We start from the raw sequence: 18,334 nt of genomic DNA on the forward strand, positions 1-18,334 counted from the left end.
TAAATCATTATATTTTATCGCGTATGTGTGTCGGACACCGACCTCCCGGCGGACGCGCGTGCGTCTCGCGGCACGCCACGTCCGCAACCACCAGAACGGGTCGAATGTCCGCAAAAATCCCAGCTGGACCTGTGCTAGCGGCCGTCGTCGCCGCGTTCGCTGCCGTCCGTCGGTCCGCTGCCGTCCGTCGGTCCACTGCCGTCCGTCGTTCCGTCGCCGTCCGCCGATCCGCTGTCGGCTTCCGTCCCGCCACCATCCTCCTCAGCGTTGCTGCCGTCGTCCCCTCCGTCGTCGCCAGCGCTCCCGCCGTCGCTATCGGCCGGCCCGGGGGCTGCGGGTTCGCTCCCCTGCGCATCGGTCTGGTCGGGTTCGCTATCACCATCGCCCGACGGTGAGGCGGGCCCCGACGCCGAGTCCGCTCCGTCGCCGGTCCCGGGCAGGTCACCGAGCTCGCGCTTGATCGACTCGAGTTCGGCATCGACGTCGACGGCCGCACCCGGTTCCTCCGCGGCGCTCTCGTCGTTCTCGCCGACTCCACCGTTTTCGTCCGTCTCGTCGACGCCCGGGCTCGTCCCGTCAGGTGAGTCGGAGGTTCCGTCGCTTCCGGCCGCCCCCTCGTCCTCACTGGTCGACCGTCGAGTGCTCTCGCGGATTCGCTCTTGAATTTCGGCGCGCAGTTCGCGGGCGTCGTCGAGCAGATCGGCGGCTTCGTCGTTCGTCGGTCGCCCCTCGACGGCGTCCTGTAGCTCGACGAGCGCGTCGTCGAGCCGGGAGAGCGTGGTCTCGCTCGCGGCACGAGCGCGCTCGCGGACCTGTTCGGTTCCCTCCTGTGCCCGGTCGGCGCCCTCCGCCATCCGGAGCGCGCGCTGGAGGAGCCTGAGCGCGCGGATGTTCGTTTCGAGCACGAGGATGAGGCCCGGGATCGCGACCTCGCTCGTGAGCCTGCGCAGGTCCCGCGGGGTCGGCAGGCGCGGGCCGTCCTCGGGGCTGGGCGGCTCCAGTTCCGCTTCGAGTTCGCGGAGGGTCCGGACGAGGTCGGCCACCAGCCGCGAGAGGTCCTCGCCGGAGTCGTCGTCGGCCATGTCCCGTCCTTCGAGCGCCGACGGAAAAAACGTCACTACTCGATCGGGGCGGTCAACCACGGACCGGCCACGCGGGCGGCCCGATTCGAGCCTTACAGGTCCACGTCGGGGAACGACGCGGGGAGCGGGGCGGGACGACCGGGGTCGGAGTCGACCCTTTGGAAGGCGCTTTCGGTCGACGACCACCGGACCGCCGACATGATCTCGAGGACGTGCGAGGCCAGGTCGCCGCTGGTGCGATGGTCCCAGTCGCCGCGGACGGCGTACGCGAGATCGGCGACGCCCGCGCCGCGGCCCGCCGTGTAGTCGTGCGTGAGCGGGACGGTCTCCCACTCGTCGTCGCCGTCGCTCCGGATCCGGACCGGTCCCTCGAAGTGGTTCGGGTCCGGGAGCGCGAGCGTGGCCTCGGTCCCGTAGATCTCGAAGGCCGGCGACGGGAGCGTCGAGGCCTCGACGTCGAAGCTCATCAGCAGGTTCGCCGTCGCCCCGTCGGCGAAGTCGACGATGCCGGCCTCGTGGGTCGGCACCTCGACGTCGATCTCCTCGCCCGCCCGCGGTTCGCTGCCGATGGTCCGGGTATCGTGCGGCCGCGAGACCGAGCCGGCGACGCGCGTCGCGCTGCCGAGCAGGAAGACGAGCGCGGTGACGTAGTACGGCCCCATGTCGAACAGCGGCCCACCGCCTTCCTGGTAGTACAGGTCCGGGTTCGGGTGCCAGCGCTCGTGGCCTGGCGATGTCCAGTGGGCAGTCGCGCCGACTGGCTCGCCGATGCGTCCCTCGTCGATGACCCGTCGAGCGGTCTGGAGGCCCGCGCCGAGGAACGTGTCGGGTGCGGACCCGACCAGCAGGTTCTCCGCTGCCGCGGTCGCGACGACGTCCTCGGCGTCCTCGACCGTGGTCGCGAACGGCTTCTCGGTGTAGACGTGGTTGCCCGCTTCGAGGGCGTCGGTGATGACCTGCGCGTGGGCGTGCGGCGGCGTCAGGTTGACGACCGCCTCGACCGACTCGTCGGCGAGTAACTCGTCGACGGGCAACGCCTCGATGCCGTGTTCGTCGGCCGTCGCCCGCGCGAGGTCTTCGTCGAGGTCCGCGCAGGCGACGAGATCGAACGCGTCGAACGTCTCGTCTGCAGTGAGATACCGCTCGCTGATGTTGCCACAGCCGACGAGTCCGACGGAGAGGGGTTCCATGGACAGACCTTGGTGACCCCCCTACTCAATCCTCCGGACACCGGTCCGGTCTTCCGGGAAGTGCCTGCTGCGAGTCGGCCGACGGCGTCGTCAAATACCGAGACCGACCGCAACCCTTATTTCTTTAGGTTCACCTAAACCCAGGTATGGAAGCAACGGACGAGTCGGCGGACGCCCAGCGGCCGTCGGAAGCGTCGGACGAACGCCCCGCGGTGGACTGTCCCGACATCTCCGCGTATTCGACCACGGAGACGAAAACTGTGTTCACCGAATCGGACAACGGCGACGGGTGGATCGCGACGGACCTCACCGTCGACGTCCGAGAATAGCGCGCCGGCTGGTTACTTCTCGATAGCGGCGTCGGTGACCAGCGTGTCCTCTTCGAGGTAGTGTTCGACGTGGTGGGCGTCCTCTTCGGTCTGGACGAGGATCTCGCGGAGAATCTCCGCCGACGCGTGGTCGCCCAGGTCCGTCGCGAGTTCGATGTGCTCGCGCTGGGACTCGATGACGTCGCCGTACATGTCGAGGTCGTTCGCCAGCGACGTACGGATGTCGTAGACGTCGTCGTCCTCGAACTCGACGGTCGCCATCTCGGCCTGGTTGACCGGGTTCGAGACCGGCGTCCCGCCCAGCGCCTGCAGGCGCTCGGCGATCTCGTCGGCGGCCGCCTCGGCGTGCTCTGCCGCCTCACCGAGGAACAGGTGCAGGTCGCGGAACTCCGCGCCCTCCACGTTCCAGTGGTGTTTCCGCAGCTGGTGGTACAGCATGTACGTGTCCGCCAGGTCCGTGTTCAGCGCGTCGATGATCTGCTCGGCCTTCCCCTGTTCGAGACGCAGCGCGTTCTCCTCGACCGTACCGAACTCTTGCAGGACGTGCTTCTGGGTGCTCATTACAGCCAGTACTTCGTCCGCTCACCCCTTAAAGATTGGCACTCGGAAAGAATATTTTTGGATGGCCAAAAGTTGTTTTCTATTCGATCAACCTCAGTTACGCGGGTGCGGATCGGATCGCGACCGAACCGGTTCGGGATGCGAGTCGGGCGCCGGTCACGGTCGGGTCAACACGAGGGCGGCGTCACCGTCGAGTCTGGCCTCCTCGACGCCCGCTTCGGGCTCCGCCGCCCGGGCCTGTCGGTCGTGCACCGCGAGGAGCGCGGCGCGCTCGGGGCCTTCGATCCCCAGGTCCTCCACGAACTCCTCCCAGACGTGGGCTGGCAGCGCCAGGTAGTACGCCGCCTCGCTCCGGCCGACCAGTGGATCCTGGTGGAAGTAGTTGCGCCACTCGTAGACGATGTCCTCAACGCCCGGGAGGTCCCGGACGTTCGACTGGTGTGTCCGAACGAGATCCGTGAGTCGGGCGGTAGAGACGCCGTGTTCGTCGGCCGCGGCGGCGAGGACCGCGTCGTCGAACGCCGCCAGTTCGTCCCTGGTCATTCGGCCGGAACGACGGTGCCAGTGCATTTATAATCCCGCACCGTAGGCGACCCCATGCATCCGCGGGCGGAGGAATTCGCACGGCGCGCAGCCGACCGGGGCGTCGACGTCGAGATCCACGAGTTCCCGGAAGGGACGAAGACCGCCGCGGACGCCGCCGAGGCGATCGGCTGCGACGTGGCCCAGATCGCCAGTTCCATCGCGATGGTCGCGGACGAACTGGTGGTCGTCGTGACCAGCGGCGCCCACAGGGTGAGCGAGGCGCGACTGGCCGCCCTGCGCGGCGTCTCCCCCGACGACGTCCGCATGGCCGACGCCGACGAGGTGAAAGCGACGCTGGGCTGGGCGATCGGTGGCGTGCCACCGTTCTGTCACGAGACGAGAGTTCCGGTCTACCTCGACGAACGACTCCGCGAGTTCGAGACGGTCTGGGCCGCGGCGGGCACGCCGGAGGCCGTCTTCCCGATCGATCCCGACCAGATCGAGGCACTCGCCGACGCGACGCCCGCCGTCGTCGCCGACGCGTGACGGACGGGCCCCACCGAGACCGTCGATCGGGCCCGCGACCCGGTTCCTTCCTGCGATCTGAGAACGGGGACAGTTTATAAACGGACACGACCCGAAGTCGGGAGTAGATGGGTCAGTTAGCAACGTTGTTCGAACCCGACCGTATCGCGGTCGTGGGCGCGACCGACCGCGAGGGGTCCGTCGGTCGCGCGATCACGGCGAACCTCCTCGCCGACTTCGAGGGGGACGTGGTCGCCGTCAACCCCACGAAAGACGAGGTGCTGGGCCTGGAATCGTACGACAGCGTCGTCGACGTCCCCGACGTCGACGTGGCCGTCGTCGTCGTGCCGCCCTCGATCGTCATCGACGCCATCCGGGAGGCCGGCGAGGCGGGCGTCCGCGACGTCGTCGTCATCACCGCGGGCTTCGGCGAGTCGGGGAGCGAGGGCGCTTCACGCGAACGCGAACTCCGCGAACTCGCCGGGGAGTTCGACCTCAACCTCGTCGGCCCCAACAGCCTCGGGATCATGAACACGGACGTCGGCATGAACGCCACGTTCGGTCCCGAGAGCGCTCGACCCGGCTCGATATCGTTCATGAGCCAGTCGGGGGCGTTCGTCACGGCCGTCGTCGACTGGGCCAACGACCGCAACCTCGGCTTCCACAACGTCGTCTCGCTGGGTAACAAGGCCGTTCTCGACGAAAGCGACTTCGTCGCCGAGTGGGGCGACGACCCCGACACCGACGTCATCCTCGGCTACCTCGAAGACGTGGTCGACGGCCGGTCGTTCGTCGAGTCGGCCCGCGAGGTGTCGGCCGACACGCCCATCGTCGTCGTCAAGTCGGGCCGCACCGAGGCTGGCGCCTCGGCCGCCGCCTCCCACACCGGCGCCATCGCGGGGTCGGAAGCGGCCTACGAGGCGGCGCTCGACCAGGCCGGCGTCCTCCGCGTCGAAACCGTCCAGGACCTGTTCGACTTCGGGAGCATCCTCGCGGGCCAGCCGCTGCCCGAGCGCGACGGCGTGGCCATCGTCACGAACGCCGGGGGCCCAGGCGTGATGACGACGGACGCCGTCGGCGACTCCGGCCTCTCGCTGGCGTCGTTCACCGACGAGACGATCGAGGCGTTCCAGGAGGCGCTGCCCCAGGAGGCGAACGTCTACAACCCGGTGGACATCATCGGCGACGCACCCGTCGAGCGCTTCGAGGAGGCGCTCGACGTCGCGCTGGCGGACCCGAACGTCGGCGCCGCCGTCGTGGTCGCCTGTCCGACGGCCACGCTCTCCTACGAGGCGCTGGCCGAGGCCGTCGTCGACCTGCAGGACGAGTACGAGATGCCGGTCGCCGCGACGCTGATGGGAGGCTCCTCGACGCGCGCGGCCAACGACACCCTCTCGGCGGGGGGCATCCCGACGTACTTCGACCCGGCCCGCGCCGTGCGCAGTCTCGACGCGCTCAGGGAGTACCGCGAGATCAGCCGCCGCGAGTACGCCGAGCCGGAGACCTTCGACGTGGACCGGGAGGCGGCCCGCGAGATCCTCGAATCGGCCGGCCGGCGCGACACCAACCGCCTCGGCGTCGAGGCGATGGGGCTGCTCGACGCCTACGGCATCCCGACCCCCGCCGCCGAGATCGTCGACAGCCGCTCGAAGGCGGTCGACGTCGCTGAACGCGTGGGCGACGGCGGCGAGGTCGTGATGAAGATCGTCAGCCCGGACATCCTGCACAAGTCCGACATCGGCGGCGTCGCGGTCGGCGTCCCGCCCGAGGAGGTCGGGGACACGTACGAGGACCTGGTGACCCGTGCGCGCAACTACCAGCCGGACGCGACCATCCTCGGCGTGCAGGTCCAGGAGATGCTCGACATGGACGGCGCCGTCGAGACCATCGCCGGGATGAACCGCGACCCGCAGTTCGGCCCGCTCGTCCTCTTCGGCCTCGGCGGCATCTTCGTCGAGGTGCTGGAGGACACGACCGTCCGGGTCGCCCCCGTCAGCGAACCCTCGGCCAGGGACATGCTGAACGAGATCGACGCCGCGCCGCTGTTGCGCGGGGCTCGCGGCCGTGATCCGGTCGACGAGGCGGCGGTCGTCGAGACGATCCAGCGTCTCTCGCAGCTGGTCACCGACTTCCCCGCCATCGTCGAGCTAGACATCAACCCGCTCGTCGCCACCGCCGACGGCGTCCAGGCCGTCGACGTGCGACTCACCATCGACCAGGAGGAACTATGAAACCCATTTTCGTCACGTCCACCGGAGAAGGCACCGGCAAGACAGCTATCGCGATCGCCGTCGCGAAACTCGCCCAGGAGGAGGGCCTCGACGTCGGCTACTTCAAGCCGAAGGGGACTCGGCTGAAGAGCCCCGTCGGGAAGACCCGCGACGAGGACCCGATCCTCGCCCGGGAGATCCTGGGTCTCGACCACGACCTCGCGGAGCTCGAACCGGTCGTCTACTCGCCCGCGTTCATCGAGGAGGCGATCCGCGGCGACCGCGACGGCGAGGTCCGCGAGCGCGTCCGCGAACACTTCGACGCCCTCGCCGACCAGTACGACCTCGTCGTCGTCGAAGGCGGCGGCCGCCTGGAGACGGGCGGCATCGTCGGCCTGACCGACCCCGACGTGGCCGAACTGCTCGACGCGCGGACGCTCCTCGTCGGCGGCTACGCGAACCCCGCCGACGTCGACGGAGTGCTCGCGGCCGCGCGGCAGTTCGAGGGCAACCTCGCCGGCGTCCTGTTCAACGCCGTCGCCGACGGGAACTTCGAGTCGCTGAACACCGACGTCGTCCCGTTCCTCGAGACCCGCGACATCCCGGTGCTGGGGATCGTCCCGCGCGTCCAGGAACTTGCCGGAATCACCGTCGCCGACCTGGCGGACTCGCTCGGTGCGGACGTGCTCAACCCCGAGGCCTCGACGGACGGGTTCGTCGAGCGCTTCGCCGTCGGTGCGATGGGCAGCGACGCCGCGCTCCGTCACTTCCGTCGCATGCGTAACGCGGCGATGGTCACCGGGGGCGACCGCTCGGAGATCCAGGCCGCCGCGCTCGAAGCGCCCGGTATCGAAACGATCGTCCTCACGGGCGGGCTCAGGCCGTCGGGAGCCATCCTCGGCAAGGCCGCCGAGGCGGACGTGCCGATCCTGCTCGTCCAGTCCGACACGAAGGTCACCGTCGACCGCATCGAGGACGAACTGAGCACGGGTCGCACGCGCGACGCCGAGACCGTCGACCGCATGGTCGAACTCCTCTCGAACCACGCCGACCTCGCGGGCCTCTTCGAAGGCGACGATTAACGGCGAGGCCGCGCGCAGTTGAAACACTGCTTTCGTCCCGTGATTACGAGGTACCTACCGATTTTCAACTGTCGATAACGCCGCCTTACCACTTCACGACGCTCGTCTCGGTCTAGAACGATACGCTCCACTTATTACGCGGAGTGCGCTGTTTCGCGTGGAGCCTGTTGGCTCCGTAGTGTCACACACCGGGGCCCACGCCCCACCGTTCCCTTTATTACCCCTACCCAGGCTGTCGCCCGCCGGTAGCGCGTCAGTCGCCCGGAACGGCGCCGTTCGGCAGGTGTGTGCGGACGCCGTCGATCGCCACCGACGGGTCCTCGAGAGACAGCGGCGGGAGCGTCCACACCGGGCAGTCCGTCATCTCTCGCAGCGTCTCGGGATTGGTCCGTTCGGCGACGGACTCGCCCTCGTACTCGTTGAGGACGACACCGTGAACGGGACAGTCTCGACGTTCGAGCGCTTCGACCGCGAGCGCGGAGTGGTTCAGCGTTCCCAGTCCGGAGCGTGCGACGACCAGGACGGGAATCTCCAGGTCGGCGATCAGGTCGACGACCTCCGCGTCCCCGGCCAGCGGGACGCGCAGTCCACCGATCCCCTCGACGACGCCGACCGACGCCTCGGCGAGTGCTCGCTCACACCCCTCGCGGACGCTCGCGTACGAGAGATCCACCTCCTCGCGAGCAGCGGCGACTGCGGGCGCCAGTGGCGGCGCGAGCCGTTCGAGACATGTCGCGGCGTCGTCGCTACCGCAGGCCTCCGCGACGAACCCGGCGTCGTCGTCCGGGGGATAGCCGGTCTGGACCGGTTTGATCGCCCGGGCCTGGACGCCCGATTCGCGAAGCCACCCGACCAGTCCCGCGGTCACCACGGTCTTGCCGACGCCCGTGTCGGTCCCGACCACGGCGAAGTCGGTCACGGCGTCCGCCGACAGGTCGGCGTCGCCCGGGCCCCTGTCCGGGCACGGGTCTGGATTCGAGTCCGTCACAGCAGCCCTACCTCCCGACCGGCCGACTCGAACGCCTCCAGACAGCGGTCGACCTCCGCGGCGGTGTGCGTCGCCGTCGGCGCGACCCGGATCCGGGCCGTGCCCTCGGGGACGGTCGGAGGGCGGATCGCCGGCGCGACGATTCCGTCCTCGGCGAGACGCTCCTCCAGCGCGAGCGCGTCACCGCGGTCGCCGACGAGGACCGGGAGGATCTGCGTCTCGCCCGGCACTTCGTAGCCCATCGCTTCCAGGCCCCCGCGCAGCGTCTCGACTATCTCCCACAAACGGTCGGCCCGGTCGGTCTCGCGGGCGATCCGGAGCGATTCGCGCGCCACGCCGACGGCGGGCGGCGCCAGTCCCGTCGAGAACAGGAACGACCGCGCGGCGTTGAGCAGGTACTCGACCAGCGTCTCGTCGCCGGCGACGTAGCCACCCTGGCTCGCCAGCGCCTTCGAGAGCGTCCCGAGTTGGACGTCGACCCGGTCGATCAGTCCCTCGCGTTGGACGATTCCGCCGCCGTCACCGAACAGCCCGGTCGCGTGCGCCTCGTCGACCATCACCCACGCGCCGAACTCGTCGGCGACGTCGCAGAGCGCTTCGAGGGGCGCCACGTCGCCGTCCATCGAGAACACGGTGTCCGTGACGACGAGCCAGTCCTCCTCGGTCCCGCTGTCGAGCGATCCGGCCGCTCGCTGGGCCATCTTCGCGCGCAGGTCGTCGGGGTCGGCGTGGTCGTAGACGACGGTCTCGTCGGCGCCGATCCGACAGCCGTCGACGATGCTCGCGTGGTTGAGTTCGTCGGAGAAGACGACGTCCGGCGCGAGCGCGTCGATGGTCCCGACGTTCGCGGCGTAGCCCGAGGAGAAGACGAGCGCGCGCTCGACCCCCTTGCAGTCGGCCAGGTCGCGTTCGAGCGCACGGTGGATCCCCGTGTCGCCGGTCACGAGTCGCGAGGCGCCGGCGCCGGTGCCCACCGAGCGGGCGGCGAGTTCGGCCGCGCGCTGGACCCGGCGGTCGCCGGTCAGTCCGAGGTAGTCGTTGGACGCGAACACGAGCGCCTCGTCGCCGTAGTCGGGCGCGCCGCCGCCCGGATCGTCGGCGAACCTGGCCCGCGCCCCCACGGACTCCGCCGGTCTGCGGTCCCGTCGAAGCCCATCCCGCTCGCGTTCGCGCAACCGCGCATCGAGGTCGAACCCGCGGTCGGTCATACCTGTCCTCGCTCGCGGGCGGCCCCTCGTCCTTTCGGTTCCAGCGAACGTTCGGTTCGCCCGGGCGTCACTCCCCCAGATACGAGACGAACACCAGCCCGTCGGTCTTCAGTTCGTACTCGACGTCCGTCTCCAGTCGATTGTAGTCGAACGGCTCGGTGACGACGTGGTAGCCGTTCGGCGTCTCTCGGACCAGCGAGACGGTCGTGTGCGATTCGAGCCGCGTCACCAGTCGGTCGCGTTCCGCGGCGCTCGCGTCGTCGAGGTCGAAGAGAAAGTTCGTCTCGTCGCGGCAGCCGTCGGACTGGAGCGTCGACAGGAACGCGTCGTCGACTCGCTTGAACTTGTCGCGGACGCCCTCGTCGCCGTGGATCCGGGCCTCGATCCAGTCGTCCATCGACCGCCGGAGCGCGAACGTGGCGCCGAGCGCGTCTCTGGCGTTCACGGTGAGATAGAGCCGATACGTCTCGTCGAACCGGCTCGCCGCGTGGGCCAGTTCCGCCGCCGTCGGGGCCAGGTCCGCCTCGCGCTCGACGACCCGCCGCATCGCGGGGCCGTCGCCCGTCGCGTCCTCGTTCTCCTTCGTCCTGGCGACGGCCACCAGCAGGTAGACCCGGTCCCCGCCGAACTCGCAGTACTCCTCGAACGGCGCCAGTTCGACCATGCACGCCATACGTCGCGCCGCTCGTATAAGCACGGTCCGTCTCTCGACGGTCGACCCGTCGGCACCGAATCCGCGGGGAGCCAGCGGCCCCAGTCGTCGATCGCTACTTCGATTCCGTCGCCGGTCTACTCGTCGTGGTGGGTTCTTATCCCCAGTGCCGATCTCGGTCGTCGGACTGCCGCTCGTGACTCCGACGGCTCCGCCGGTGTTGCAGTCGCTGACCGTGTTCTCTGCTCCATTGCTGGTCTCCCTGGTGTCGGCTCTGGTCGCCCTGGTGTCGGCCCTGGTCGCTGTGTCGCTGGTCTCCGATCTGCTGGCCGACGCCCTCCCACTGGCTGCCACCGAACCCGCTCGAACCATGCGACTGGCGCTGGCGTTGCTGTCCTCCGGTCTGCTGGTCGCCGCTCATGCCGGGTGCGATGTCCCTGACCATCTCGGAGAGGCCGCCCTGGTCGTCTCGACCGCGCCGCTGGCTCTCTCGCCTGCCTCCCTGCTGGCCGACGTGCTGCCGGTCGCGCTCGCCGAACTCTCCGGGGTCGCGAGACCGGTGTTGCCCTTGCTGGTGTCGATGGCCCTGACGAGCGCCCTGGTGGTGTTGCCCCTGTTGATGCTGCTGGCTCTGGTGGTGCTGCTGTTGGGCCTGGTGGTGTTGTTGGCCCTGGTGATGCTGTTGGCCAGGGTGTCGCTGCTGGCCGTGCTGATGCTGTTGGCTCCCATGATGGCCCTGCTGGTGGTGCTGTCCTTGCTGCTGGTGGTGCTGTCCTTGCTGCTGGTGGTGCTGTCCTTGCTGCTGGTGGTGTTGTCCCTGCTGACGGTGCTGCTGGCCGCCTCGCTGGTGCCGGTCGCTCCCCATACCGGGGACGACGTCTCTGATCGTCTCGGTGAGGCCGCCCTGATCCCCTCCTCTGCGTTGCTGACGATGGTCTCGCTGCCCGCCTGTCTGACGACCGCTTCGCTGACCAGTCAGGTCCCGTCCCTGCTGGATGCCCTGGCGGTCGTCGCGCTGCTGGTTTCGTCGGTCCTGCTGTGCTCGCTCTCGTTCGTATCGGTCCTGACCGTGGTGATGCGGGAAGTGAGCCATGGTGAGATCTCCTGTGTGTCCGCGATAGACCGCGCCGTTCCGGTACGTCGACTGCGTTCGCCCTTCGGTCATTCCGCAGTAGAGCCTGTAGCTTGGGTTTGCAAGTCACTCCACGGGCCCGCGATCCGAATTCAACGGTACGGTGACGCCGGCACTCACCGGCTCTCGAACTGGCCCCGCTGTGCGCGAGTCCGAAGCGGAGACTGCGCGCACGCTCCTCGTCGGGGCGGGTCGACGGCTATCGTCCAGACAGGTCGGGAGAACCGGGAAGCGACACTCAGAAGCGCGGCATGACCTCGGCGGGGCCGTAGACGCCGTAGTCGCCCGCGCGGTTGCGGAGGACGGCGGCTTTCAGGTAGCCCAGCGCCGGCCCGTTGACGTTGGCTTCCATGCTCGTCGCGTCGTCCAGCTGGAACGTGTTCGTCCCGCGCTCGCCGTCGAAGGTGCGACCGGTCACGCGGACTGTCGTCGTCGTCGGCTTCTCGTCGGAGCGCACGTCGAGGACGCCGCCGACCGTCACGTCCGCGGCGTCGCAGATGCCCGCTCGCTCCAGCAGCACGTCGTCCGCGTGTTCCATGTCGCGGAACTCCAGCACGCCGTCGTGTTCGTCGACCAGCGCCTCTATCTCCTCGTCACTCATCTCGCGGGCGGTCTCGACGTCGTAGCCGTCGAGGTGCGCGATGTCCTCGCGGACGGTTCCACGGTTGTCCTCGTAGCCCGATTTGAGGCCGACGCCCCACCATATCTCGACCTCCTCGACCTCGACGAACGACTGGGCGGCGAGCGCCGCCGCGCCGGTGAGAAAGCCCGGCGTCGCGCCCGCACCGCAGACGAAGGTGATACCGCTCTCCTCCAGGGCCTCCGCGCGGTCGTCGAGCATCCCGATGACGCGCGAGCGCTTGAGCACGTCGACGAGGACGCCCTCGTAGCCGGCGTCGGCGAAGCGCTCGGCGATCCGCGGGATGAAGTCGTGTTCGAGGTTCGGGAGCGCGAGCAGGACCGCGTCGATCGCCTCGCTCTCGGCGATCACGTCGTCGATGGGCGTCGCCGTCGGTTCGCCCTGCTCGCTGGCGACGATACCGGCGCCCTCGCCGGTCTGTTTCACCCCGTCGCTGGCGGTGGAGCCCTCGACCGCGGCTGCACCGCCGTCGGACCGAGGGTCCGACGAGGTCTCACTCGCGCTGCTCGCGAGACCGCCGTCCGAGGCGTAGTCGTCAGTGGGCGTCGCTGGCGTGGTACCGTCCACCGATTCTTCCGGTCCCGACGCGACGTTACCCTCGGTCGCGTCGAGGAGTTCTGCCACGTCCAACCCACCGTCGGACGCGCTCCGCGCGCCCGACGAGCCGCTGGAATCGCGCCGCGATTCCAGGGCGCCGTGATCGATCGCGACGCCATCGCGGTCGCAGGCCGCGACCGGGGTGAGCCCCTCCTTGTGTCGGGAGACGTCGAGTGTTCGTCTGCCGATGCCACCGGTGCCGAGTACCGCGAATGTCACGTCGTCCATAGTGTGAGTGTCGTCGCTGCGTCGTCAGTCCGAAACGTTGCTGGTCGCGCTGCCCGCGGCGGTGTCCGTCTCGTCGTCGGCCGTCGCTCCCTCCCGGTCGCGGCTCGCGGCTTCTTCTCGCGAGCGAAGCTCGCTCGAACGGTCCGCGGAACTCCGTTCCGCGCTATCGCCGCTCGCTCCGTCCGCGACCTCCCGTCGGTCGGTCGCGCGCGCCTTCACCGCATCGGGGTCGAAGTCGTTCGCGTCCCGATTCGGTTCCAGCCCGGCGCGCTCGACGATCTCGATGTCGTCGGCGGCGGACTGGCCCTCGGTCGTCAGGTAGTCGCCGGTGAGCATGCCGTCGGCGCCCGCCTCGAACGGCAGGTGCTGCTCGTCCTCGGCGAGGTTCGCCTCCCGACCGCCGGTCAGGCGCACCCGCGCCTCGGGGTGGAGCAGCCGGTAGACGGCGATGGTCTGGATTATCTCCTCAGTCGTGATCTGGGCACCGTCGTCGAATTGCTCACCCAACGGCGTCCCCGCGACGGGGTTGAGGATGTTCACCGGTAGCGAGGAAACGCCGATGTCCTGCAACGCAACGGCCGCGTCGACCCGGTCGGTCGGGCTCTCGCCCATCCCGAGGATGACGCCGGCGCACAGGTCCATTCCCGCCTCCTTGGCGACTTCGAGCGTCTCAACCCGGTCGTCGAACGAGTGAGAGTCGACGATCTCGGGGAAGAAGTTCGGCGAGGTCTCGATGTTGTGATTGTAGTGGTTGATCCCCTCGTCGGCGAGTATCCGGGCCTCCTCCTCGGTGAGGATGCCCAGTGAGGCGTCGACCTCCACGTCGGTCTCGTCGCGGACCAGTCTGATGGCGCGGAGGACCTCCTCCCACTCCCCGGGGCGGCGTTCCTTCGAGACGCCCTTCTCGGCCACGACGATGCCGAAGCGCTGGGCGCCGTCGCGTTCGGCCCGCCTGGCCGATTCGAGGATCGACTCGGGGTCGAGGAACCCGTAGGTCTCGATGCCCGTGTCGAAGTGGACCGACTGGGCGCAGAAGCCGCAGTCCTCGGCGCAGTCGCCGGCCTTCGCGTTGACGATCGAACAGGCGTCGACCGTCCCGTCGCCGAAGTGCGCGCGGACCGCGTCGGCCGCCGCGGCGAGCGCTTCGACCGGCTGGGCGATCAGCGCTAGCCCGTCCCGGCGGTCGAGTCGCTCGCCCGCCAGTACCCGCTCTACCGCGTCGTCTATCGTGCGATTACCTGTCTCGTAAACCACGTTCGAGTCGTCGGTTGACTGGCCGAAAAAACTTCGGGTGACCGACGTTTGGAGCCGACGCGGTCACACGGGCTGCTCACCCCTGAGCGCGAGTCTCTCTACTCGCCCCAGTAGAACCGGGGCGCCAGCAGCATGTACGCGAGCGCGGCGACCAGCAGGAAGCGGGGCAGCACGCGGCCGAAGGCGAGCGGCGCGACGATGGCGGCGGTCTGGACGACCCCGAGGACGCCCGCGTCCTGGGCGCGGAGCTTCGGGTACGGGACCGGCGCGACCATCGCGACGGAGAGCAGGGCGGCGACGGCGAGCAGGCCCGGGACCCAGGTCAACCCGGCAAGGTACGCGGCGGCGAGGATGGTCGCGCCGAGCGTGTTCTGGATGCCCGGCCGGTTCTCGCCCTCGCCGACGAACTGGCTGTACAGGGCGGTCCGGAGGATCGAGAAGACGACGAACAGCGAGCCGGCCGCGAGCGCGGCGACCGCCTGACCGGTGGGCGCCGCGGCGAACCCGTCGCCGAGCCAGCCCCACTCCGCTGCCGCGATGCCGTACACGAGGAGGGCGGGCGTCGCGCCGAAGGAGACCACGTCCGTCACGGAGTCGAGCAGCGGGCCGACCTCGGTACCACCGAACTGCCTGGCGGCGATGCCGTCGAGCGCGTCGGCGATGGCGGCCAGCAGGACGAGTCGCGCGGCGAGCGCGGGGTCCGACAGCGCGACGACGCCGGCGACGAAGCCGACGACGGCGTTCGCGAGCGTGACAGCGTCGGCGACGCCGATCCGCTCGCGCACGCGCAGCCCCTCGTTCATACCACCGCTGTCGGTGACGGGGTACATCAATCACGGGGAAGCGCGCCCGCGGCGGAGTCCCCTCCCGCAGTCGGACCGGCCTGTCGCCGCGGAATCCACGCCGCGGTGGTCTTCCCATTCGCTCGTGAGCGAGCCCGACTTACTCGACCGCGTCGAGGACCCGCGCGAGCGACTCGATGCGGTCCCGCGGGGCGACGATGTCCGCGTCCTGATCGTAGGAGACGGCGTTCCCCTCGACGAGTTTCGGGACGTGCGTGTGGTAGAGGGAGAGATACAGCTCCCTGACGTTCTCGGAGGCGATGGCGGTCAGGTCGTCGTCGTACTCCCGGCGCGCGGCCTCGTCGGCCAGGTCCGCCAGCGCGAGTTCGCACCGGTGTTCGTCGAGCGTCCGGACCGCGTGCCGGCGATACCGGTGCCCGAGCAACCCGAAGGCGTCCGTTACCGAGGTCCGCTCGTCGGCCGGATGCGTTTCCATACAGGGACGTGTGTCGCCATCCGGGTAGGCCTTCGTACTGCGCACGGCAGGGGTTTATCAGTCACCGGTCGGGGGGAGCGACGCCTTCTCCTCGTCGAGCGGCGTCACCCGGATCGTGTTGGCGACCAGCGCGTGGTGGCCCCGTCGCAGTCGCTGCGAGAGCGACTGCCGGGTGATGTCGAGCTCCTCCGCGACCGCGTCGAGTGTCGTCTCCCGCGGCTCCTCGAAGTAGCCCATCGCCCAGGCGGTGTTCAGTGCCTCGTGTTGCTTCTCGGAGAGCCCGTATCGGCTCCCGGTCCGCGGACGGGACGTCTCGTAGAGCTGTTCGAGGCGATAGGAGATGTCGTGGTCGTCGGTGAACGCCCTGAACTCGTCGAACGGGCCGCGGTCGTCGAAGCGGATCTTGACGTCCCAGACGCCGTCCTGGCCCTTGGCTTCGAGGATAGTCGCCCCGCCCTGCGTGTAGGCGTAGACGACGGTTTCGACGTCTCCGGTCCAGGTGGCCCGGTAGAGCGAGGCCGACTCGAAGTCGTCCAGTCGCCGGAGGTCGACCACGGTGGGGTCCTCGCTGGCGACCGACTCGAAGACGTCCAGGTCGGCCTCGGACACCCAGAAGTACGGCGTCAGCAGTTCGTCGGTGGCGGCGACGCGGTCGATCTCGACGACCAGGTCGGGCAGGCGTTCGAGCGTCGCGGACAGCGCGAAGTCCGTCGAGGCGATCTGGAACTCGGCGAAGAGGCTCACGGGCGAGGTTGCGCGCTCACCGGGATAACGTCGTTTGCAGACTGGCTGCGGGTCGGTCAGGGTTGCCCACCGGAAACCCAGAAGGCATTTGTGACGGTCGGACCGACTGGGAAGCGAACGAACAGATGACTCCGGTCGAGGCCCTGGCCTGCGAACGCTGCGGTCGGCGCTACGCCCCCGACGACGTCGAGTACACCTGCCCCGCACACGACGGCGTCGCCGGCATCCTCGACGTGCGCTACGACTACGACGCCGTCCGCGACAGCGTGGCCGCCGCGCTCGACGGTCCGACGGAGGACCTGTGGACCTACGAACCGCTCCTGCCGGTCGACGGCGACCCCGTCAGACTCGGCGCTGGCGGGACGGCCCTCCTCGACGCCCCCGCTCTCGGCGACGCCCTGGGAGTCGACGCCCTCGTGAAAGACGAGACGGGCAATCCGACCGGTTCGAACAAGGACCGCGGGAGCGCAGTCGTCGTCTCGCGCGCGCGCCAGCAAGGCCACGACGTGGTCGCCTGCGCCTCGACCGGCAACGCTGCCGCTTCCCTCGCGGGGTACGCCGCCCGCGCCGACCTGGACTGTCGGATCTTCGTCCCCGCCGACCTCCCCGAGGCCAAGGCCGTCCAGCCCCGCCTCTACGGCGCGACCGTGCTGGGCGTCGACGGCACTTACGCCGACGCATACGAACTCTGTCGCGAGGTTTCGGCCGAACGCGGCTGGTACAACCGCAACGCTGCGATGAACCCCTACGCGGTCGAGGGCAAGCGAACGCTGGGGTTCGAACTCGCCGAGCAGGCCCCCGACGCCGACTGGGTCGCCATGCCGATGGGCAACGGCTGCTCGCTCGCCGGCGCCTGGAAGGGCCTCCGGGAGTTCGAACGCCTCGGATTCCTCGACGAGACGCCGCGCCTGCTCGGCGTCCAGGCCGAGGGCGCGACCGCCATCTACGACCGGTTCGTCACCGAATCCGACGGAGACGTCGGTGACCGCGACGGCGAATCAGCCCGTCGCCCCGTCGACGACGACGGGGAGACGACCGCCGACAGCATCGACGTCGGCGTCCCGCACAACGCGGGCAAGGCCTGTCGCGCGCTCCGGGAGAGCGGCGGCGACGCGGTCGTCGTCTCTGACGGAGAGATACTGGACGCCCAGCGCCTCCTCGGCGAGTGCGAGGGCGTCTTCGCCGAGCCCGCGAGCGCGGCAGCGGTCGCCGGCGTCCGGACGGCCCGCGAGCGTGGGACGATCGCTCCCGGCGAGCGCGTCGTCGTCGTCGCCACCGGGACCGGCCTCAAAGACACCGCCAGCGCGCGCCGGGCCGTCGACGACGTCATCGCCGTCGACGCCGCCGGCGAGGGGCTCCCGGACGACCTCTAACCGTTCGGCGTCACCAGCGCCGTCCCGGCGCAATTCAGTTCTCGTCGACGTCGTCCATCCACAGACGAGCGCCGGTCACGACGGTCCCGCTGACCAGGATCGCGAGCTGCCAGCCGTGGCGCACGACCGGGAACATGCGCTCGGGATTCTCGACCGTGTCCGGATCGGGCCCGCCGCCGACGCCACCCGGGTTGGGGTCGACGCCCGTGGAGATGTTGACCTCCTGGGAGGAGCCGCGGCTCCGCGGGCCGGTCTGCTCGGTGTCGGGGCTCAGGTCGACGTAGGACTGGACGATCCCCCGCTGGTCGGAGATCTCGAAGCGGCCGTCGAGGACGTAGAACTGGTCGTGCAGCGGCCACAGCGGGTTGACGCCGTGGTCGACGAAGTCCAGACCGATCCCCGCGAAGACGAGAGCGACGACGCTGACCCAGGCGATCCGGATCCCGCGCGCACCCCAGCGGTCCCGAACGAACGACCGATCGCGAATCCGCGTGTCGGCGTACAGCACCGTGCTCGCGACGATGGGGACGAGGTACGTGTGCAGAACGGTGCGGTGGCCGGCGACGGAGACGAGCGCGATAAAGGAGTCGAGATCGGGGGCGGCGGTCACGGCGAGGACGACGAGAAGAGCGCGCCGGTCGAAGACCGAGCCCAGTAGCGCGGCGGCGATCAGCCCGCCGAACGCGAGATGGACCAGCGTCGAAGGCATGGCAGTGGCCATGCGAGCCAATGGCAT

At 69.5% G+C, this 18,334-nt stretch carries 19 protein-coding genes; 6 read left to right on the forward strand and 13 right to left on the reverse strand.

Going from position 1 to position 18,334, the window contains the following annotated elements; genetic code table 11:
- Positions 1–134 precede the first annotated feature (134 nt).
- On the reverse strand, positions 135–1,082 hold the full coding sequence (locus ACMGFE_RS08110; protein WP_436924604.1) for a DUF7547 family protein: 948 nt from the start codon (positions 1,080–1,082) through the stop codon (positions 135–137).
- Positions 1,083–1,174: 92 nt separating this feature from the next.
- On the reverse strand, positions 1,175–2,272 hold the full coding sequence (locus tag ACMGFE_RS08115) for a Gfo/Idh/MocA family protein (RefSeq protein ID WP_436924605.1): 1,098 nt from the start codon (positions 2,270–2,272) through the stop codon (positions 1,175–1,177).
- Between the two features lie 146 nt (positions 2,273–2,418).
- Here ACMGFE_RS08115 and ACMGFE_RS08120 point away from each other — a divergent pair, with 146 nt between their 5' ends.
- A complete protein-coding gene (locus ACMGFE_RS08120; RefSeq protein WP_436924607.1) occupies positions 2,419–2,601 on the forward strand; it encodes a hypothetical protein in 183 nt (60 codons plus the stop codon).
- Positions 2,602–2,613: 12 nt separating this feature from the next.
- Here ACMGFE_RS08120 and dpsA read toward each other — a convergent pair whose 3' ends face one another.
- Positions 2,614–3,162 carry a DNA starvation/stationary phase protection protein DpsA gene (gene dpsA, locus ACMGFE_RS08125; protein ID WP_436924608.1) on the reverse strand — a complete coding sequence of 183 codons (549 nt, stop codon included), beginning with the start codon at positions 3,160–3,162 and terminating at the stop codon, positions 2,614–2,616.
- Positions 3,163–3,318: 156 nt separating this feature from the next.
- The gene (locus tag ACMGFE_RS08130) at positions 3,319–3,705 is read right to left on the reverse strand and encodes a DUF8048 family protein (RefSeq protein WP_436924610.1); all 387 of its coding nucleotides are present in this window, start codon (positions 3,703–3,705) and stop codon (positions 3,319–3,321) included.
- Positions 3,706–3,759: 54 nt separating this feature from the next.
- On the opposite strand from ACMGFE_RS08130, the gene ACMGFE_RS08135 reads away from it, so the two are divergent.
- The 3 genes from ACMGFE_RS08135 (at position 3,760) to ACMGFE_RS08145 (ending at position 7,504) form a co-directional block, all read left to right on the forward strand.
- Positions 3,760–4,233, forward strand: coding sequence for a YbaK/EbsC family protein (locus ACMGFE_RS08135; RefSeq protein ID WP_436924611.1), 474 nt, complete (start codon positions 3,760–3,762; stop codon positions 4,231–4,233).
- Between the two features lie 107 nt (positions 4,234–4,340).
- Positions 4,341–6,443 (forward strand): acetate--CoA ligase family protein, encoded by a 2,103-nt coding sequence (locus ACMGFE_RS08140; RefSeq protein ID WP_436924612.1) that lies wholly within the window; start codon positions 4,341–4,343, stop codon positions 6,441–6,443.
- Entirely contained in the window at positions 6,440–7,504 is a 1,065-nt protein-coding gene (locus ACMGFE_RS08145; RefSeq protein ID WP_436924613.1) for a phosphotransacetylase family protein, read from the forward strand. The genes ACMGFE_RS08140 and ACMGFE_RS08145 overlap by 4 nt, the downstream gene beginning before the upstream one ends.
- A gap of 253 nt (positions 7,505–7,757) precedes the next feature.
- On the opposite strand, the gene bioD is transcribed toward ACMGFE_RS08145, so the two are convergent.
- The 3 genes from bioD to ACMGFE_RS08160 all read right to left on the reverse strand — a co-directional run bounded on the left by bioD (position 7,758) and on the right by ACMGFE_RS08160 (position 10,364).
- The gene (bioD, locus tag ACMGFE_RS08150; protein ID WP_436924615.1) at positions 7,758–8,492 is read right to left on the reverse strand and encodes a dethiobiotin synthase; all 735 of its coding nucleotides are present in this window, start codon (positions 8,490–8,492) and stop codon (positions 7,758–7,760) included.
- Entirely contained in the window at positions 8,489–9,700 is a 1,212-nt protein-coding gene (locus tag ACMGFE_RS08155) for an aminotransferase class I/II-fold pyridoxal phosphate-dependent enzyme (RefSeq protein ID WP_436924616.1), read from the reverse strand. Before ACMGFE_RS08155 ends, bioD begins: the two co-directional genes overlap by 4 nt.
- Before the next feature lie 67 nt (positions 9,701–9,767).
- Complete coding sequence (locus ACMGFE_RS08160) at positions 9,768–10,364, reverse strand: hypothetical protein (RefSeq protein WP_436924618.1); 597 nt, start codon at positions 10,362–10,364, stop codon at positions 9,768–9,770.
- A 154-nt stretch (positions 10,365–10,518) separates the two neighbouring features.
- Here ACMGFE_RS08160 and ACMGFE_RS08165 point away from each other — a divergent pair, with 154 nt between their 5' ends.
- Positions 10,519–11,739 carry a hypothetical protein gene (locus ACMGFE_RS08165; RefSeq protein ID WP_436924620.1) on the forward strand — a complete coding sequence of 407 codons (1,221 nt, stop codon included), beginning with the start codon at positions 10,519–10,521 and terminating at the stop codon, positions 11,737–11,739.
- Here ACMGFE_RS08165 and ACMGFE_RS08170 read toward each other — a convergent pair.
- The 5 genes from ACMGFE_RS08170 to ACMGFE_RS08190 form a co-directional block, all read right to left on the reverse strand.
- On the reverse strand, positions 11,723–12,949 hold the full coding sequence (locus ACMGFE_RS08170) for a saccharopine dehydrogenase family protein (protein WP_436924621.1): 1,227 nt from the start codon (positions 12,947–12,949) through the stop codon (positions 11,723–11,725). The two genes, ACMGFE_RS08165 and ACMGFE_RS08170, sit on opposite strands and share 17 nt — an antisense overlap.
- A 24-nt stretch (positions 12,950–12,973) precedes the next feature.
- Complete coding sequence (gene bioB / locus ACMGFE_RS08175) at positions 12,974–14,203, reverse strand: biotin synthase BioB (RefSeq protein ID WP_436924622.1); 1,230 nt, start codon at positions 14,201–14,203, stop codon at positions 12,974–12,976.
- Positions 14,204–14,301: 98 nt separating this feature from the next.
- Positions 14,302–15,006, reverse strand: coding sequence for a protein sorting system archaetidylserine synthase (locus ACMGFE_RS08180; RefSeq protein WP_436924623.1), 705 nt, complete (start codon positions 15,004–15,006; stop codon positions 14,302–14,304).
- A gap of 139 nt (positions 15,007–15,145) precedes the next feature.
- Positions 15,146–15,481, reverse strand: coding sequence for a DUF7344 domain-containing protein (locus ACMGFE_RS08185; RefSeq protein ID WP_436924624.1), 336 nt, complete (start codon positions 15,479–15,481; stop codon positions 15,146–15,148).
- Positions 15,482–15,538: 57 nt separating this feature from the next.
- Positions 15,539–16,225 carry a helix-turn-helix domain-containing protein gene (locus ACMGFE_RS08190; protein WP_436924625.1) on the reverse strand — a complete coding sequence of 229 codons (687 nt, stop codon included), beginning with the start codon at positions 16,223–16,225 and terminating at the stop codon, positions 15,539–15,541.
- Positions 16,226–16,350: 125 nt separating this feature from the next.
- Between ACMGFE_RS08190 and thrC the strand changes: the two genes are divergently transcribed.
- Positions 16,351–17,598, forward strand: a complete 1,248-nt coding sequence (gene thrC / locus ACMGFE_RS08195) for a threonine synthase (RefSeq protein WP_436924626.1) — start codon at positions 16,351–16,353, stop codon at positions 17,596–17,598.
- Between the two features lie 34 nt (positions 17,599–17,632).
- Here the strand turns inward: thrC and ACMGFE_RS08200 are convergent, their stop codons facing one another.
- Complete coding sequence (locus tag ACMGFE_RS08200; RefSeq protein WP_436924627.1) at positions 17,633–18,307, reverse strand: metal-dependent hydrolase; 675 nt, start codon at positions 18,305–18,307, stop codon at positions 17,633–17,635.
- Between the last annotated feature and the right edge of the window lie 27 nt (positions 18,308–18,334).

It is taken from the genome of Halosimplex amylolyticum, assembly GCF_051414035.1.
Taxonomy (GTDB): domain Archaea; phylum Halobacteriota; class Halobacteria; order Halobacteriales; family Haloarculaceae; genus Halosimplex; species Halosimplex amylolyticum.

What these genes read in the sequence shown, in the direction of transcription:
- ACMGFE_RS08110 (WP_436924604.1), bottom strand. Translation starts at nt 1,082, where the DNA reads ATGGCCGACGACGACTCCGGCGAGGACCTCTCGCGGCTGGTGGCCGAC.
- ACMGFE_RS08115 (WP_436924605.1), bottom strand. Translation starts at nt 2,272, where the DNA reads ATGGAACCCCTCTCCGTCGGACTCGTCGGCTGTGGCAACATCAGCGAG.
- ACMGFE_RS08120 (WP_436924607.1), top strand. Translation starts at nt 2,419, where the DNA reads ATGGAAGCAACGGACGAGTCGGCGGACGCCCAGCGGCCGTCGGAAGCG.
- dpsA (WP_436924608.1), bottom strand. Translation starts at nt 3,162, where the DNA reads ATGAGCACCCAGAAGCACGTCCTGCAAGAGTTCGGTACGGTCGAGGAG.
- ACMGFE_RS08130 (WP_436924610.1), bottom strand. Translation starts at nt 3,705, where the DNA reads ATGACCAGGGACGAACTGGCGGCGTTCGACGACGCGGTCCTCGCCGCC.
- ACMGFE_RS08135 (WP_436924611.1), top strand. Translation starts at nt 3,760, where the DNA reads ATGCATCCGCGGGCGGAGGAATTCGCACGGCGCGCAGCCGACCGGGGC.
- ACMGFE_RS08140 (WP_436924612.1), top strand. Translation starts at nt 4,341, where the DNA reads ATGGGTCAGTTAGCAACGTTGTTCGAACCCGACCGTATCGCGGTCGTG.
- ACMGFE_RS08145 (WP_436924613.1), top strand. Translation starts at nt 6,440, where the DNA reads ATGAAACCCATTTTCGTCACGTCCACCGGAGAAGGCACCGGCAAGACA.
- ACMGFE_RS08155 (WP_436924616.1), bottom strand. Translation starts at nt 9,700, where the DNA reads ATGACCGACCGCGGGTTCGACCTCGATGCGCGGTTGCGCGAACGCGAG.
- ACMGFE_RS08160 (WP_436924618.1), bottom strand. Translation starts at nt 10,364, where the DNA reads ATGGTCGAACTGGCGCCGTTCGAGGAGTACTGCGAGTTCGGCGGGGAC.
- ACMGFE_RS08170 (WP_436924621.1), bottom strand. Translation starts at nt 12,949, where the DNA reads ATGGACGACGTGACATTCGCGGTACTCGGCACCGGTGGCATCGGCAGA.
- ACMGFE_RS08180 (WP_436924623.1), bottom strand. Translation starts at nt 15,006, where the DNA reads ATGAACGAGGGGCTGCGCGTGCGCGAGCGGATCGGCGTCGCCGACGCT.
- ACMGFE_RS08185 (WP_436924624.1), bottom strand. Translation starts at nt 15,481, where the DNA reads ATGGAAACGCATCCGGCCGACGAGCGGACCTCGGTAACGGACGCCTTC.
- thrC (WP_436924626.1), top strand. Translation starts at nt 16,351, where the DNA reads ATGACTCCGGTCGAGGCCCTGGCCTGCGAACGCTGCGGTCGGCGCTAC.
- ACMGFE_RS08200 (WP_436924627.1), bottom strand. Translation starts at nt 18,307, where the DNA reads ATGCCTTCGACGCTGGTCCATCTCGCGTTCGGCGGGCTGATCGCCGCC.